The sequence below is a fragment of the Cystobacter fuscus genome, assembly GCF_002305875.1.
In the GTDB taxonomy this organism is placed as follows: domain Bacteria; phylum Myxococcota; class Myxococcia; order Myxococcales; family Myxococcaceae; genus Cystobacter; species Cystobacter fuscus_A.
The window spans coordinates 3,596,754-3,611,342 of record NZ_CP022098.1 but is presented as its reverse complement, the minus strand read 5'-3'; the positions used below and the strand labels follow the sequence as shown (position 1 = coordinate 3,611,342).

Genomic DNA, 14,589 nt, shown 5'->3' with positions numbered 1-14,589 from the left:
GGGGCGCATTTATGCTCGCCGCCATGCCCTCTGCCCTCTGTTTTCTAGCACTCGCTTCCCTGGTTGCCTCTTCCCCGGTTCCGGATGCCGCCCTTCCAGGGACGCGCCAGGCGGCGGACGCACCCACGGTGCGGGCGCTCGACGTCAACTGGACACGAGACGGGCTCATCACGGGCGTGAGTGGCGCGTTGTGGATCACCAGCGAGGCGTTCCTCAAGAGTCAACTCGCCCCGAACACCTGCCGGTGGTGCGACCGCTCACCGGACGGCCAGGACACCCTCAATGGGGTGGACCGCTGGGGCCGGGGCGTGGCGGGGAAGACCGAGGCGGGACGCAAGACGTGGGACACCTGGAGCAACGTGGCCGGCTTCGGCGTGCTGCCGGTGGGGGTGCTGGGCGCGCAGTACCTGCTGGCGTCCGGGAGCGGAGCGTCGGCGCGGTACTACGCGGAGGACGCGATGACGATCGTGGAGACGGCGGCGGTGGCGGCGCTGGCCAACCAGGTGGTGAAGTTCGCCGTGGGCCGCGAGCGACCCTTCGTGCACGTGCTGGACGAGGAGCAGAAGGGCCTCACGCACAGCCCGAGCGACAACAACCTCTCCTTCTACAGCGGCCACACGAGCCTGGCGTTCTCGCTCGTGGCGGCGGCGGGCACGGTGTCCGGGATGCGCGGCTACCGCAACAACTGGCTCATCTGGGCGGTGGGCGTGCCCGCGGCGGCGTCGGTGGGGCTGATGCGCATGGGGGCGGACAAGCACTACTTCACGGACGTGCTGGTGGGCGCCGCGGCGGGCACCGTCTTCGGCGTGGGCGTGCCCCTGCTGCTGCACGGCCGCGCCGCCAGTGGCAGTGGTGGCTCGGCACCACAGTCGGGCGTGTCGATGCGGATGACGGGCAACCCCGGTGGCGTGATGTTGTCTGGGCAGTTCTAAACCGTATCGACCTTTTTTGAGGAGTCGGACAGCGATGTCGTGGCGGCCCGCCCCCCTGAAATGTCCAGGAGGCGAAGACCGGACACCGCGTTCAGGGCCCCTCGGAATTCCGAGCCCAGCCCACCAGGGTGCGCGCAGCGCCCTTCCCCTCGGAACACGGGTCGTGCGCCTCCTGGCATCTCCATTGCTCAGGAAGCCCTCGCCCCTTCAACCCAGGAGTCCTTCATGGAACCCTTCCGGCTGCGCCACCTCTTCGCTCGTACCCTCCGCGCCTCGCTCGCCTCCCCGCTGGTCCTCGCGGGCTGCGGAATCGTCGACCTGACGGACTACTCCGCGCCCGCCTGCGAGGATGGCTACCTCGCGGTGACCGGACTGAATCCCGCGGCGCCACCCGATTTCGTGCAGTTGCGCAGCGTCTACACCTACTTCTCCCCGGGAGAACCCTCCCGCGGCCCGAACATGCTGAACTCCTCGGGCACCGCCTGCGCGACCGCCTCCCAGACCGCGGCGTGTCAATCCGCGCTGGACGCCCTCACCTCCGAGAACGGCTTCCTGCGGAGCTGCGGCATGGACGCCTGCACCAACTACTTCCTCGCGATGACGCGGGGTGACGACGTGAAGGCCATCGACACGCTGGACGGCCTGCGCAGCTTCCTGGGCACCATCGACACGGCCCAGGAGGCCGCCCTGCTCGCCTTCGCCCAGGGCTACAACCTGAGCTGCAACAACCTGGAGCGAGGCGCGGTGCGGGCCAATGACGACGGCGGCTTCCAGGTCATCTCCACCAAGGGCCACTCCTGCGGAGCCGGCAGCAACGTGACACGCCACATCTTGAGCGTGTCCCCCTCCGGGGACGTGAAAGAGGAGAGCAGCGCGATCATCGAGCGGGGCAACCCCGGCTGCGCCATCGGACGGCGGCCCCACGGGCTGCGCGCCACGGACGGCGTGGCCTGCGCCGAGGCCCTGGGGCGTCACTTCGCGGCGGCCGCCCACCTGGAGGCCGCGTCCATCCAGGCCTTCCTGCGCCTGCGCGAGGAGCTCGCCCTGCACGGCGCGGACGAGTCCCTCCAGGACGCGGCGCTGGCGAGCGCGCTGGAGGAAGTGATGCACACGCAGCTCAGCACGCGGCTGGCCCACCGCTTCGGCGCCACGCCCCCCAGGCCCCAGGTGGAGTCACTGCCGCCGCGCTCCCTCTTCGAGGTGGCGCTGGACAACGCCGTGGAGGGCTGCACGCGCGAGACGTATGGGGCGCTCGTGGCGCACCACCAGGCGCTGCACGCGCGCGATGAGCAGGTGCGCGGCGCCATGGCGCGCATCGCCGAGGACGAGACCCGGCATGCCGAGCTGTCCTGGGCCATCGACCGCTGGGCCCACACCCGGCTGTCCGAGTCCGAGCGCGCCGCCCTGCGCGAGGCCCGCCAAGCGGCCGTGGCGGCCCTGCGCGCGGAGGTGGCCACGCCGCCCGACGCCGACCTCGTCACCGAGGCGGGCATGCCCACTCCCGAGGTCGCCGCGTCCCTGCTCGCCTCTCTCGAGCAGAACCTCTGGGCCTGATGCCCGCTCAGGGAATCACGACGGACGCGTCCATGCGCTTGCCGTCATAGGCCGTGGTACCGCACCGCGCACGGGACCAATCGCCACCCACCGCCGAGCAGACGCGGAAGGCGCTGATGTTGGACGGGGCCACGTCGATGCCCGGCGAGGTGCAGCGCCCGGCGTAGTTCCAGGCGAGGGCACGGTTGACGGAGTTCACGTCGATGCAGGGGCCAATCCAGGCCCCCGTGTCCCGCCGCTGCACGTCGATGGAGTACTGGGCGCCGGTCTCCTCCTCGCTCCAGCTCAGGTCCACGAACGGGGTCGTCCCGCCGGGCAGCTCCACGAAGACGTCGTCGGCGCCGCCGTCATAGGCCGTCTGGACGTTGGCGCCCCAGACGCCGTTGTTCGAGTAGTAGAGCCGGAAGGCGGCGATGTCGCCCTTGTTCACCATGCGGCTGCCGGCGCTCGGGCACACGCCATTGAAGGTCACCTTGTTCGAGGTCCCGAGCTGGTTCACGTCGAGGCAGGGGCCGACCACCGTCCCATCGCGCAGCACGAGATCGATCGAGTAGCTGTACCCGGCCATGCGCGTCCACCGGACGTTGACCTGGTTGAGCGAGGCCAGGGAGCCGTCCGGCTTGAAGGCCAGGCGCTGCTTGTAGGTGCTGCGCGAGGTGAAGGTCCCCGCGGGCTGGAAGGCACCGACGTGGAAGATGTTGAAGTACTCGCCCCGCCGATCGACCACGGTGTTGTGGCCGTGGGTCTGGATGAGCGCTCCGGCGGCATTGCGCATCGGCATGGAGAGCCGGCGCAGGGCGCGCGCCCGGGTAAGCTGGGGGAGCGAGTCCCCCACGATGTAGCGCATGGAGTACTGGCTGTTGAACCAACCGGTGCTCAAGAGCAGGTAGTAGAGGCCGTTGCGCTTGAAGATCTCCGGGGCCTCGTTGATGGTCTCCTCCTCGGCGGGCAACGAGTAGAGCGCGGGGCCCGCGTGGTTGTAGACGACGCCGGGGGCGGAGGTGTTGAACGAGGAGATGTTGTTGCCCCGGTCGAACCAGACATAGAAGAACCAGCGGCCCGAGGGATCATTGTAGGTGGCCGAGTCGATGCGGATGGTCCGGTTGCACCCCTCCGCCACGCAGGAGGCCGGGACTTGAGTGCGCGGATACGTCGTGTTCGGGTTGATGGGCTGGGGCACTCCGAAGCGCAGGTTCAGGTCGGGCGCCGTGGCCGTGAAGGTCGTCACGTCCTGACCCGAGGCCGGACAGGCCGCCCCATTGGGAACGCGCTGGGCGGAGAAGTTCAGGACATAGACGCCGTTGGCCTTGTTGAGGTCCGGCGCCCAGATCATGCAGTAGTCGTAGACCGGATCGGCCGCGGACGGGCTGTAGCTCAGCTTGAGGCGGAAGCTCGAGAGATCATTGGTCTCGTAGATGGGCACCGACGCCCCATTCCCCGTGCCGGTGAGGAAGAAGAGATCGTCGTGCTCCTTGTAGACGTCGGGATCGGCCATGCCCGAGACGAGCAATGAGCGCGCGTAGAAGTTCCCGCCGCGCGTGGAACAGGACGTCCCCGTGAAGCCCTCATCACAGACGCACACCGCGCTTCCCGATCGATCCTGGCAGACGCCGTGGCCACCGCAGGTGACGCCGGAGCAGACGCCATCCGCCAATGCCGACACTTCTCCTTGCATCGGCAAATCTTGGCGCCCCTCCTCCGCGCTCCCGCAGCCGGCGAGCGCCGTGAAGGCGAGACATGACAGGGATATCCAGTGGATTCTTTGACGCATGGTGTCTTCCCTCTGCATTGACTTCTTGAATCGAAGAATAAACCTGTTTTACATCATTTGATATGACGAATACGGTCTGCTTCTTCGAGGATCTCACCGCCGAGCGGGCCACCCAGGCGGGTGGGAAGGGGCGCGTGCTCGCGCGACTTCATCAGGCGGGCCATCCCGTGCCCCCGGGCTTCATCGTCCTGACGAGCGCCTTCGAGGGAGACGCGCTCCGGCCCGCTTCCTGGGACGAGGTCGTCACCGCGCTCGCGCGGCTGCGGGCGGGCCAGCCCGAGCGCGCGTTCGCGGTCCGCTCGTCGGCGCTCGGCGAGGACTCGGAGCAGGCCTCCTTCGCCGGAGGCTTCGAGACGGTCCTGGACGTACGGGACGATGACGCCGTGCGGCGGGCGATCGGGACCGTGCGCCGCTCCCGACATGCGGAGCGCGTCGCGGCGTACAGCCAGGCCCAGGGACTCGCCACCGGGCACGAGGTCGCGGTCGTCATCCAGCACCTGGTGGCGGCGGACACCTCGGGCGTGCTCTTCACCGCCGACCCGGTAACGGGCAACCGCTCGGCGCTGGTGGGCAACTTCGTGAGCGGTCTCGGCGAGCGCCTGGTCGCGGGCGAGGTGACACCGTCGTCCTTCACCATCGATCGGCTGAAGGGCACGTACTCCGGCCCCCCGGAGCTGCGCGTCCACGCCCGGAAGTTCCGGCGGCTCGCCCTGCGGCTCGAGGAGGAATTCGGCTCACCGCAGGACCTCGAGTGGGCGATCTCCCGAGGCCAGCTCATGCTGCTGCAGGCCCGGCCGATCACCACCCTGCGCGGCCATGAGCCCGCGACGGGCGAGTGGAATGACAGCCTCACGGGCGACTACCTGTGGACGAGCACGAACCTCGGCGAGGCGGTCCCCGATGTGATGACGCCCTGCACGTGGTCCCTCCTGCGCCTCTTCCTCGCCGAGACCCTGCCCCTGCTCTTCATGGGCAACGACCCACCCATGGGCAATCTCGGCGGCCGCGCCTACATGAACCTGAGCCTCGCGGCGACCCTGGGCGCGACGTTCGGCGTGAGCCAACAACGCTTCGCCGAGACGGCCGAGGAAGCCTTCGGACGGCTTCCCGAGGGCATGGAGATCCCCCTGCTGCCGATCTCGCGCTGGAGCCTCCTGCGCAAGCTCGTCCCCGGCGCGATACGCCTCCGCAAACGCGTACGTGCCAACCAGTCCAGGCTGGCCGCGTTCGTCGCGTCCGCCCCCGAGCGCTGCGAGGCGCTCCATGCCCGGATCCAGGCCACGTCCAGTGCCGCGGAGCTGGACGCGCTGTGGGGCCAGGAGCTGTTCCCCTACCACCAGGAGTGTTGCCGCATGCTCGAAGCAGGGAGCCGGCGGAGTGGAAGAGCCGTCCACGGGCTGCGGCGCACGCTGGGCAAGTGGGTGGGAGACGCCGAGGCCACCGCGCTGTTGTCGGGGCTGAGCAGCGGCGCGAGTCCCCTGGCGAGCCTCGCCCCCCTCGTGGCACTCGCCCGACTGAGCCGGGGGGAGCTCGACCGCGAGACCTATGCCCGGCGATACGGTCACCGGGGCCCACACGAATTCGAGATCTCCCTCCCCCGCCCCGCCGAGGATCCGGAATGGATCGACCGGCAGCTCGCCCAGGCGCGCGAGGCCCCCGTGGACGTGGACACGCTGCTCTCGCGTCAGAAGGAGGCGCGGGACGCCGCCTGGGAGCGATTCCAACGAAACCACCCGCGCCGGGCCGCGAAGATACGCGGACTGCTGGACCTGGCCGCCGAGGGGGCCCACGCGCGCGAGGCGGCGCGCTCGGAGGTAATTCGGGCCTTCTGGGTGCTGCGCGCGTTCGTCCTGCGGGCGGGGACGTTGACGGGCCAGGGGGACGCCCTCTTCTTCCTGTACCACGAGGAGCTCCTCGCCCTGCTGCGCGGAGATGCCACGGCGCTCGCGTTCGTCCCGGCCCGCCGGGCCACACATGCCCGGTACTCGGCCCTGCCGGTCTACCCGACGTTGATCCGCGGCCGCTTCGATCCCTTCCAATGGGCGGCCGATCCCCGGCGACGGAGCGATGTATTCGATGCGCGTGGGGACAGCACGCCCGCCCAGGAATCGATCACCGGCTTTCCGGGAGCGGCCGGCATCGTCGAGGGCCCGGTACGGCTGCTGACCTCACCCGAGGAGGGAAACACCTTCCAGGCCGGGGAAGTCCTCGTGACGACCGTGACCAACGTCGGCTGGGCGCCCTTGTTTCCACGCGCCGCCGCGATCGTGACGGACGTGGGCGCACCGTTGTCCCACGCGGCGATCGTCGCCCGGGAGCTGGGCATTCCCGCGGTGGTGGGCTGTGGCAACGCGACGATGCGCCTGCGCACGGGCGACCGGGTACGGGTCAATGGCAGTCAGGGCCGCGTGGAAGTGATTCGACCGGCGGATCCCGGAAACATAGGATGAAGCCATGGAGGTCTGGCACTCATGGCGACCCTCGCGGAAATCAAGGCGTACCGACCCAAGGACATCGAAGACTCCCTCGACGCCATGCGCTCGGCGCTCGACTACTTCCACCGTGAGAACGATCAGCGCGCCATCTTCCTGCGCGCCTACTATCTCATCACCACCGCCATCTGGCAGGCCGTCCACCAGCGCGGCCGTTATGACAGACGCATCTTCTTCGATCCCAAGTGGGTCGATAAGCTGGCCGGGAAGTTCTCCCTGCTCTACTTCCAATCCCTGAGCACCCAGGAGCGCGGCGGCGAGCGGGCCTGGAAGACGGCGCACCGCCTGGCGGCCTCCAACGAGACCTCGGTCTTCCAGGACATGCTGCTCGGCATCAACGCCCACATCAATTACGACCTCGCCTACGGCGTCTATCTCAACCTCGAGGAGCATGATGATGGGAGGGATCACCTGCTGCTGCCGCGGCGCAAGTTCGACCACGATCAGGTCAACAACGTCCTCATCAACACCATCCCCCAGGTGGAAACCGTGCTCACGCGCGACTATGGAGGGGAGCTGCAACTGATGGGCGAGCTGGTGGGCGACCTGGACGAGGTGCTCGGGGAGCTCGGCATCAAGTACTACCGCGAGCGCGTCTGGTGGTCGGCCATCTCCTTCCTGTCCGCCCAATCCCCGGAGGAGCTCCAGCTCGTCCATGACCGGCTCGACTGGGAATCCGCCCAGCTCGCCGAGAGCCTCGCGTGCGAAGGGACGGTGCTCCAGCGCTCACTCCGCGGCCTCCTGAACCTCTTCAGCAAGACCACCTTCGGGCCCATCACCCTCGAGCGCGAGGACACCGCGCCCGAGAAGAAGAAGCCCACCCAGGTCTTCTCGCCCTTCTAGCGGCCCGAGCCGAGGAGCCGCTCGCGCAGCACGTGCTTCTGTACCTTGCCGAGCGCGTTGCGCGGCAGGGCGTCCACGAAGACGACCCGGCGGGGCTTCTTGAAGCTGGCGAGCCGCTCCTTGCAGAACTCCACCAGCGCCGAGGGCTCGGCGCCCTGGCCGGCGGCGGGGACGACGACGGCCACCACCTGCTCGCCGAAGTCCGGATCCGGCAGGCCCAGCACCGCCACCTCCGCCACGGTGGGGTGCTGGGCGAGCACCTCCTCCACCTCGCGGGGATAGACGTTGAAACCACCGCTGATGATGAGTTCGCGCGCCCGGCCGGTGATGCGGAAGTAGCCATCCGCGTCACACTCGCCCAGGTCTCCCGTGCGGAACCACCCCTCGGGATCGAAGGACTCGGCGGTGGCATCCGGGCGCCGCCAGTATCCCGCGAAGACGTGGGGGCCGCGCACCTCGATCTCTCCCGTCTCCCCCGGCGGCAGGGGCTGGCGGGTGCGCACGTCCACCACGCGCGCCTCCTGGCCCGGGTACGGCATGCCCACGGTGCCCGGACGCCGCTCGCCCTCATAGGGGTTGGTGGTGTTCATGATGGTCTCCGTCATGCCGTAGCGCTCGAGGATGCGCTGGCCGAACGCCTCCGCCACCTCCTGGAAGAGCTGGGCACTCAGGGGCGCCGAGCCCGAGACGAGCAGACGCAGGGCGCGGGGGCGCACGCCGGTGCGGCGGGACTCCTCGAGCAGCCGGCCGTACATGGTGGGCACGCCGAAGAACATCGTCAGGGAGGCGTCCTGGCTCAACGACGCGAGCACCTCGGCCGCGTCGAAGCGGCGCCGCAGGTCCACCGTGCCACCGGAGTAGAGCGTGCCATGCAGACCCACCATGAGGCCGTGGGTGTGGAAGAGCGGCAGGGCGAGCAGCAGCCGATCCTCCCGCGTCCAGCGCCAGGCCTCGGTGACGGCGCGCACGTTGGCGAGCAGGTTGCGGTGCAACATCATCGCGCCCTTGGAGCGGCCGGTGGTCCCCGAGGTGTAACCGAGCACGGCGAGCTGCTCGCCCGAGGGAAGCGACAGCGCGGCGGAGGAGGAGGCGCCCCGGGCGAGCAGCGCGTCGAAGTCGAGCGTGGGCCAGGGCACGGCCTGGGGAGGCGGCTCGACGGTGACGAGCCACTCGAGCGCGGGAAGCTGGGCCTTCAAGGGAGCGAGCTCGGCGGCGCCCGCGGCCCCGGTGACACAGGCCCGGGCCTCGGAGTCGGCGAGGATGTGGCCCAGTTCCACCTGGCGGTACTGGGTGTTCACGAGGACGACGACGCCCCCGGCGTACCAGGTGCCCAGGTAGGCGATGACGAAGGCGGGGCTGTTCTCCAGGAAGAGCGCCACCCGGTCCCCGGAGGCGAGCCCCTGGTCCCTCAGGGCACGGGCGAAGGCCGTCACGTCGGCGGCGAGCTGTCCGGCGGTGAAACGGCGCCGCTCGAAGTCCAGGACGGGCCCGTCGGGGAGCTGACGGGCCCGGGTGAGGAAGAGGTCGAGGAGAGAAGTCGTCATGCACGCGGGAGACTACCGCGTGTAGTGTGCACGGCCATGCGCTTCGCCCCTCTCCGACACGACGTCCTCAGCCTCATCGGCAACACCCCCATGGTGAAGGTGACCCAGCTGGACACGGGTCCGTGTGAGCTCTTCCTCAAGCTCGAGAGCCAGAACCCGGGCGGCTCCATCAAGGACCGCATCGGCCTGTCCATGATCTCCGCCGCCGAGGAGGCGGGCCAGCTCGGTCCCCACCAGAAGCACATCGTCGAGGCCACCGCGGGCAACACGGGCCTGGGCCTGGCGCTCGTCTCCGCGCAGAAGGGCTACCGGCTCACGCTCGTCATCCCGGACAAGATGAGCCAGGAGAAGGTGCTCCACCTCAAGGCGCTCGGGGCGGAGATCATCATGACGCGCTCGGACGTGGACAAGGGCCACCCCGAGTACTACCAGGACATGGCCGAGCGCATCGCGCGCGAGACAGGTGGCTTCTACGTCAACCAGTTCGCCAACCCCGCCAACCCGCTCGCCCACGAGACCACCACCGGTCCGGAGATCTCCGCCCAGCTCGAGCACCGCCTGGATGCCATGGTGTGCGGCGTGGGCTCGGGCGGCACGCTCGCGGGCCTGTCGCGCTACTTCGCCAAGGCCATCCCCGAGTGCGAGATGGTGCTCGCCGATCCCCAGGGCTCGGTGCTCGCCGACTACGTGAAGACGGGGAAGATGGGCAAGGCGGGCTCGTGGGTCGTCGAGGGCATTGGCGAGGACTTCCTGCCGCCCAACGCGGACCTGTCCCGGGTGAAGAAGGCCTACACCATCCCCGACTCGGAGAGCCTCGACACGGCGCGGCAGTTGCTCAAGAAGGCGGGCATCCTCGCGGGCTCGTCCTCGGGCACGCTCATCGCCGCCGCGCTGCGCTACTGCCGCGAGCAGACCAGCCCCAAGCGCGTGTGCACCTTCGTGTGCGACAGCGGCAACAAGTACCTGTCCAAGATGTTCAACGACTTCTGGATGGCCGATCAGGGCTTCCTGCCGCGCGCGGCCCACGGGGACTTGCGCGACGTCATCACCCGCCGCTACGCGGACCGGGCCGTGGTCACCCTGGCCCCCAACGACACGCTGCTCATCGCCTACGGGCGCATGAAGCTCTACGACGTGTCACAGCTCCCGGTGCTCGACGGAGGCAAGGTGGTGGGGATGATCGACGAGTCGGACCTGCTGCTCGCGGCCATCAACGACGAGACGCGCCTGCGCCTGCCGGTGCGCGACTTCATGTCCACGCGCCTGCAGACCGTGGACGTGCGCACCCCGGTGCCCGAGCTGCTCACCTACCTGGACAAGGGCTTCGTGCCCATCGTCATGATGGGGGACGAGTTCATCGGACTCATCACCCGTATCGATCTGCTCAACCACCTGCGCCGCAAGCTGCGCTGAGACCGGCGCGGGGGCCGCGACCCTACCCCATGGTGCCCAGGGGTGGGGGCTCGGAGGGCGTGGGCAACGAGCCCAGGCCCCAGGGCTGCCCCATCCGCCAGGCCACCCCGCCCGAGACGCCCCACCCGGCGCACACCACCTCGCGGCCCTGGAACTCCATCCAGAACACCGACTCCTCGGGCCTGGCCGCCTGATCCAGACAGGCCACGCGCGTGGGCGTGCGGCCCCCGCCCAGGGACACCGCGAAGGCCCGGTGCGAGTGGCCACACAACACCCAGCGCGGATGCACCGTCTCCACCAGCCGCCGGGTGATGGGGTTGCCAATCCAGTACGAGGGCAGCGTGCGGCCCGGCGGCGGCGTCTCCCGCTCCTGGGCCCGCTGGGGAAGGCCGCGGGGCCACTCGTGCACGAGCAGCACGTCCACGTCGCGCAGCGCCATCACCCGCTCCACCTCGGGCGCGCGGAAGTAGCCCGCCTGCTTGGCCGTGTCGAGCGAGCGCGGACGCTTCAAGGGCTGCTCGTAGAAGCGCGGCGCGTGGATGCCCGACAGGTAGCCCACCCGCAGGCCGAGCAGCTCCTTGAGCCCGGAGCGCCCCAGGTAGTGCACGTTGGGCGCGAGCGAGAAGCCCTCGGGTCCGTCGTGCAGCGCCTCGAAGTCCTCGTTGTTGCCGCCGATGAAGTACAGGGGCCGCTTCATCGCGCGCACCCCATCCGCGTACGCGGCGAACTCCGCGGGCATGCCGCGCTTGGCGGCCTTGCGCCGGTGATCATCCGCGAGCCGGAAGGCCTCCACGTCGCCCACGGCCAGCACCAAGTCCACGGGACGACGGCGCGCCTCCTCGAGCGCGTCGAGCCATGCCTCCACCCGGTGGAAGCGACCATGGATGTCTCCCACACCAACCACCAGGAGTGAGTCCGGAGCCATCGTGCCCACCACCCTGCCCGGCCATCCACGCCCTGTCGAGATCCATCCCCAGGCCTTGTGTCAGATCGTGTTCAGGGTGTGGGAGCGCTGCCCCGTCCGCCTGCCCTGCCCTCTGGCGGGCCCCTGGATTCGGGTTGAAACACGAACCGTTGAGGACCATCCCAACCCGTGCGCGCGCCCACATTCCCCCCACTGCGCGCCCTTTCAGTGCTAGACCGCGCCCCTATGTCCGAGCCCGACACCCTCTCCATCCGTGGAGCCAAGGAGCACAACCTCAAGAACATCTCCCTGGACATCCCCAAGAAGAAGTTGGTGGTGTTCACCGGCGTCTCCGGATCCGGGAAGAGTTCACTCGCGTTCGATACCCTCTACGCCGAGGGGCAGCGGCGCTACGTGGAGAGTCTGTCGGCCTATGCCCGGCAGTTCCTCGGACAGATGGAGAAGCCCCGGTACGACACCATCCGCGGCCTGTCGCCCACCATCTCCATCGAGCAGAAGGCGGCCAGCAACAACCCCCGCTCCACCGTGGGCACCGTCACCGAGGTGCATGACTACCTGCGCGTGCTCTACGCCTCGGTGGGTGTGCAGCACTGCCCCAACTGCGGCCAGCGCGTGGGCAAGCAGAGCGCCCAGCAGATCGTCGACACGCTCATGGGCTCGCCCGCGGGCACCAAGGCCATGGTGCTCGCTCCGGTGGTGAGCAACCGCAAGGGCGAGCACAAGGACATCCTCACCGAGGCGCTCAAGCGCGGCTTCTCTCGCGCGCGCATCGACGGCAAGGTGAAGAGCCTGGAGGAGAAGATCGAGCTGGACAAGAAGTCCAAGCACGACATCGCGCTCGTCATCGATCGGGTCACCATCAAGCCCGAGGGCAAGCAGCGGCTGACGGACTCGGTGGAGACGGCGCTGCGCGAGGGCAAGGGCCTGCTCATCCTCACCAACGAGACGGGAGACCCCGCGAGCGACCGCGTCATGAGCGAGCTCAACGCGTGCCACGCCTGCGGCCTGTCCTTCGGCGAGCTGACGCCCTCCTCGTTCTCCTTCAACAACCCGCTGGGCATGTGCTCGGACTGCAACGGCCTGGGCACCAAGGCGGAGATGGACCCGGAGCGCATCGTCCCGGACGGCTCGCGCACCATCCGCGAGGGCGCGGTGGAGCCGTGGGCCAACAGCATGAACCGGGGCGAGGGCTGGACGGCGGACTTCGTGGACAGCCTCGCCAACGCCTTCGGCATCGACCTGGACACGCCCTACGCGAAGCTGCCCGCCAAGGCGAAGAAGATCCTCATGTACGGCGTGGACGGCAAGAGCTTCAACGTGAAGTGGGGCGATGGCGGCAACTACGAGATGGAGTGGGAGGGGCTCGTCAACAAGCTGATGCGCAGCTTCAAGACGACCACCTCCGAGGCCGCGCGCACCTACTACCAGAAGTTCTTCAGCGACAAGCCCTGCCCCACGTGTGACGGCGCGCGCCTCAAGCCGGAGAGCCGGGCGGTGAAGGTGCATGGCCGCTCCATCGTGGAGCTGAGCCAGCTGACCATCGGGGACGCGCTGCGCTGGCTCAAGGAGCTGAAGCTCACGGAGACGGAGCGGAAGATCGCCACCGAGCTGCTCAAGGAGATCCGCAGCCGCCTGGGCTTCCTCGTGGACGTGGGCCTGAACTACCTGACGTTGGATCGCACCGCGTCCACGCTGTCTGGCGGCGAGAGCCAGCGCATCCGGCTCGCCTCGCAGATGGGCAGCGAGCTCACGGGCGTCATCTACATCCTCGACGAGCCGTCCATCGGCCTGCACCAGCGAGACAACGGCAAGCTGCTCGGCACGCTCAAGCGCCTGCGCGACCTGGGCAACTCCGTCGTCGTGGTGGAGCACGACGAGGAGACGATGGAGGAGGCGGACTACCTGGTGGACTTCGGCCCCGGCGCGGGCGAGCTGGGGGGCCAGGTGGTGGCCGCGGGCACGCCGGCCGAGGTGATGGACAACGAGAAGAGCCTCACCGGCGCGTACCTCTCCGGCCGCAAGGAGATCGAAATACCGTCCCAGCGCCGGGCTCCGGGCAAGAACAAGGTGACCATCCAGGGCGCCCGGGAGAACAACCTCAAGGACGTGACGGTGGACATCCCCCTGGGCCTGTTCGTGGCCGTCACAGGCGTGTCCGGCGCGGGCAAGTCCACGCTCATCAACGAGATCCTCTACCCCGCCGCGGCGCGCGCGCTCTACGAGAGCCGGGAGGTGCCGGGCAAGCACAAGGCGGTGCTCGGGCTGGAGAACCTGGACAAGGTCATCGACATCGACCAGCGGCCCATCGGGCGCACGCCGCGCAGCAACCCGGCGACGTACACGAAGCTCTTCGACAGCATCCGCGAGGTGTTCGCCCTGACACCGGAGGCGCGCGCGTTCGGCTACACCGCCGGGCGCTTCTCCTTCAACATCAAGGGCGGGCGCTGCGAGGCGTGCGAGGGAGATGGCGTGAAGCTCGTGGAGATGCACTTCCTCGCGGACGTGTACGTGCCGTGCGAGGTGTGCGGCGGCAAGCGCTTCAACGAGGCCACGCTCCGGGTGCGCTACAAGGGCAAGAACATCGCCGAGGTGCTCGACATGAGCGTGCGCGAGGCGATGCAACTGTTCGCCGCGCACAAGGACATCATGCGCGTGCTCCAGACGCTGGAGGACGTGGGCCTGGGCTACATCCGGCTGGGGCAGAGCTCGCCCACGCTGTCGGGCGGCGAGGCGCAGCGCATCAAGCTGGCGCGGGAGCTGGCGCGCGTGGCCACCGGCCGCACGCTCTACATCCTCGACGAGCCCACCACCGGCCTGCACTTCGAGGACATCCGCAAGCTCTTGCAGGTGCTCAACCGGCTGGTGGAGGCGGGCAACACGGTGCTCGTCATCGAGCACTGCCTGGACGTCATCAAGAGCGCGGACTGGGTGATCGACATGGGCCCCGAGGGGGGAGCGGCCGGAGGACAGCTGCTCGCCACGGGGACGCCGGAGCAGGTGGCCGAGGTGAAGGAGAGCCACACCGGGCGCTACCTGAAGTACGTGCTGACGAAGAAGCGACGCCACCGCGTGGGCCAGCGGCCCCCCGAGGTGGCGTCTCCCGCCGCCTAGCACG

The 14,589-nt window shown here is 69.1% G+C and carries 9 protein-coding genes; 6 read left to right on the top strand and 3 right to left on the bottom strand.

All coding sequences use genetic code 11. The features are described from left to right. Positions 1-128 precede the first annotated feature (128 nt). Together CYFUS_RS14905 and CYFUS_RS14900 are read left to right on the top strand one after the other, a co-directional pair. Positions 129-932: a phosphatase PAP2 family protein gene (locus CYFUS_RS14905; RefSeq protein WP_232537561.1), complete on the top strand. Its 804-nt coding sequence runs from the start codon at positions 129-131 to the stop codon at positions 930-932. A 225-nt stretch (positions 933-1,157) separates the two neighbouring features. Next, positions 1,158-2,486 carry a ferritin-like domain-containing protein gene (locus CYFUS_RS14900; protein WP_095985833.1) on the top strand — a complete coding sequence of 443 codons (1,329 nt, stop codon included), beginning with the start codon at positions 1,158-1,160 and terminating at the stop codon, positions 2,484-2,486. A gap of 7 nt (positions 2,487-2,493) precedes the next feature. On the opposite strand, the gene CYFUS_RS14895 is transcribed toward CYFUS_RS14900, so the two are convergent. Further along, a complete protein-coding gene (locus tag CYFUS_RS14895; RefSeq protein ID WP_232537560.1) occupies positions 2,494-4,161 on the bottom strand; it encodes a family 43 glycosylhydrolase in 1,668 nt (555 codons plus the stop codon). A 158-nt stretch (positions 4,162-4,319) separates the two neighbouring features. Here CYFUS_RS14895 and CYFUS_RS14890 point away from each other — a divergent pair, with 158 nt between their 5' ends. Both CYFUS_RS14890 and CYFUS_RS14885 read left to right on the top strand, forming a co-directional pair. Further along, positions 4,320-6,707, top strand: a complete 2,388-nt coding sequence (locus tag CYFUS_RS14890) for a PEP/pyruvate-binding domain-containing protein (RefSeq protein ID WP_095985832.1) — start codon at positions 4,320-4,322, stop codon at positions 6,705-6,707. Positions 6,708-6,728: 21 nt separating this feature from the next. Then, a complete protein-coding gene (locus tag CYFUS_RS14885) occupies positions 6,729-7,592 on the top strand; it encodes a DUF5995 family protein (protein WP_095985831.1) in 864 nt (287 codons plus the stop codon). Here CYFUS_RS14885 and CYFUS_RS14880 read toward each other — a convergent pair. Then, positions 7,589-9,136, bottom strand: coding sequence for a class I adenylate-forming enzyme family protein (locus CYFUS_RS14880; protein WP_095985830.1), 1,548 nt, complete (start codon positions 9,134-9,136; stop codon positions 7,589-7,591). The genes CYFUS_RS14885 and CYFUS_RS14880 overlap by 4 nt on opposite strands. A gap of 36 nt (positions 9,137-9,172) precedes the next feature. On the opposite strand from CYFUS_RS14880, the gene CYFUS_RS14875 reads away from it, so the two are divergent. Next, a complete protein-coding gene (locus CYFUS_RS14875; protein WP_095985829.1) occupies positions 9,173-10,549 on the top strand; it encodes a pyridoxal-phosphate dependent enzyme in 1,377 nt (458 codons plus the stop codon). Between the two features lie 22 nt (positions 10,550-10,571). Here CYFUS_RS14875 and CYFUS_RS14870 read toward each other — a convergent pair whose 3' ends face one another. Beyond that, complete coding sequence (locus CYFUS_RS14870; protein WP_095992007.1) at positions 10,572-11,474, bottom strand: metallophosphoesterase family protein; 903 nt, start codon at positions 11,472-11,474, stop codon at positions 10,572-10,574. Positions 11,475-11,699: 225 nt separating this feature from the next. On the opposite strand from CYFUS_RS14870, the gene uvrA reads away from it, so the two are divergent. Further along, on the top strand, positions 11,700-14,585 hold the full coding sequence (uvrA, locus tag CYFUS_RS14865; RefSeq protein WP_095985828.1) for an excinuclease ABC subunit UvrA: 2,886 nt from the start codon (positions 11,700-11,702) through the stop codon (positions 14,583-14,585). Positions 14,586-14,589: the final 4 nt, after the last annotated feature.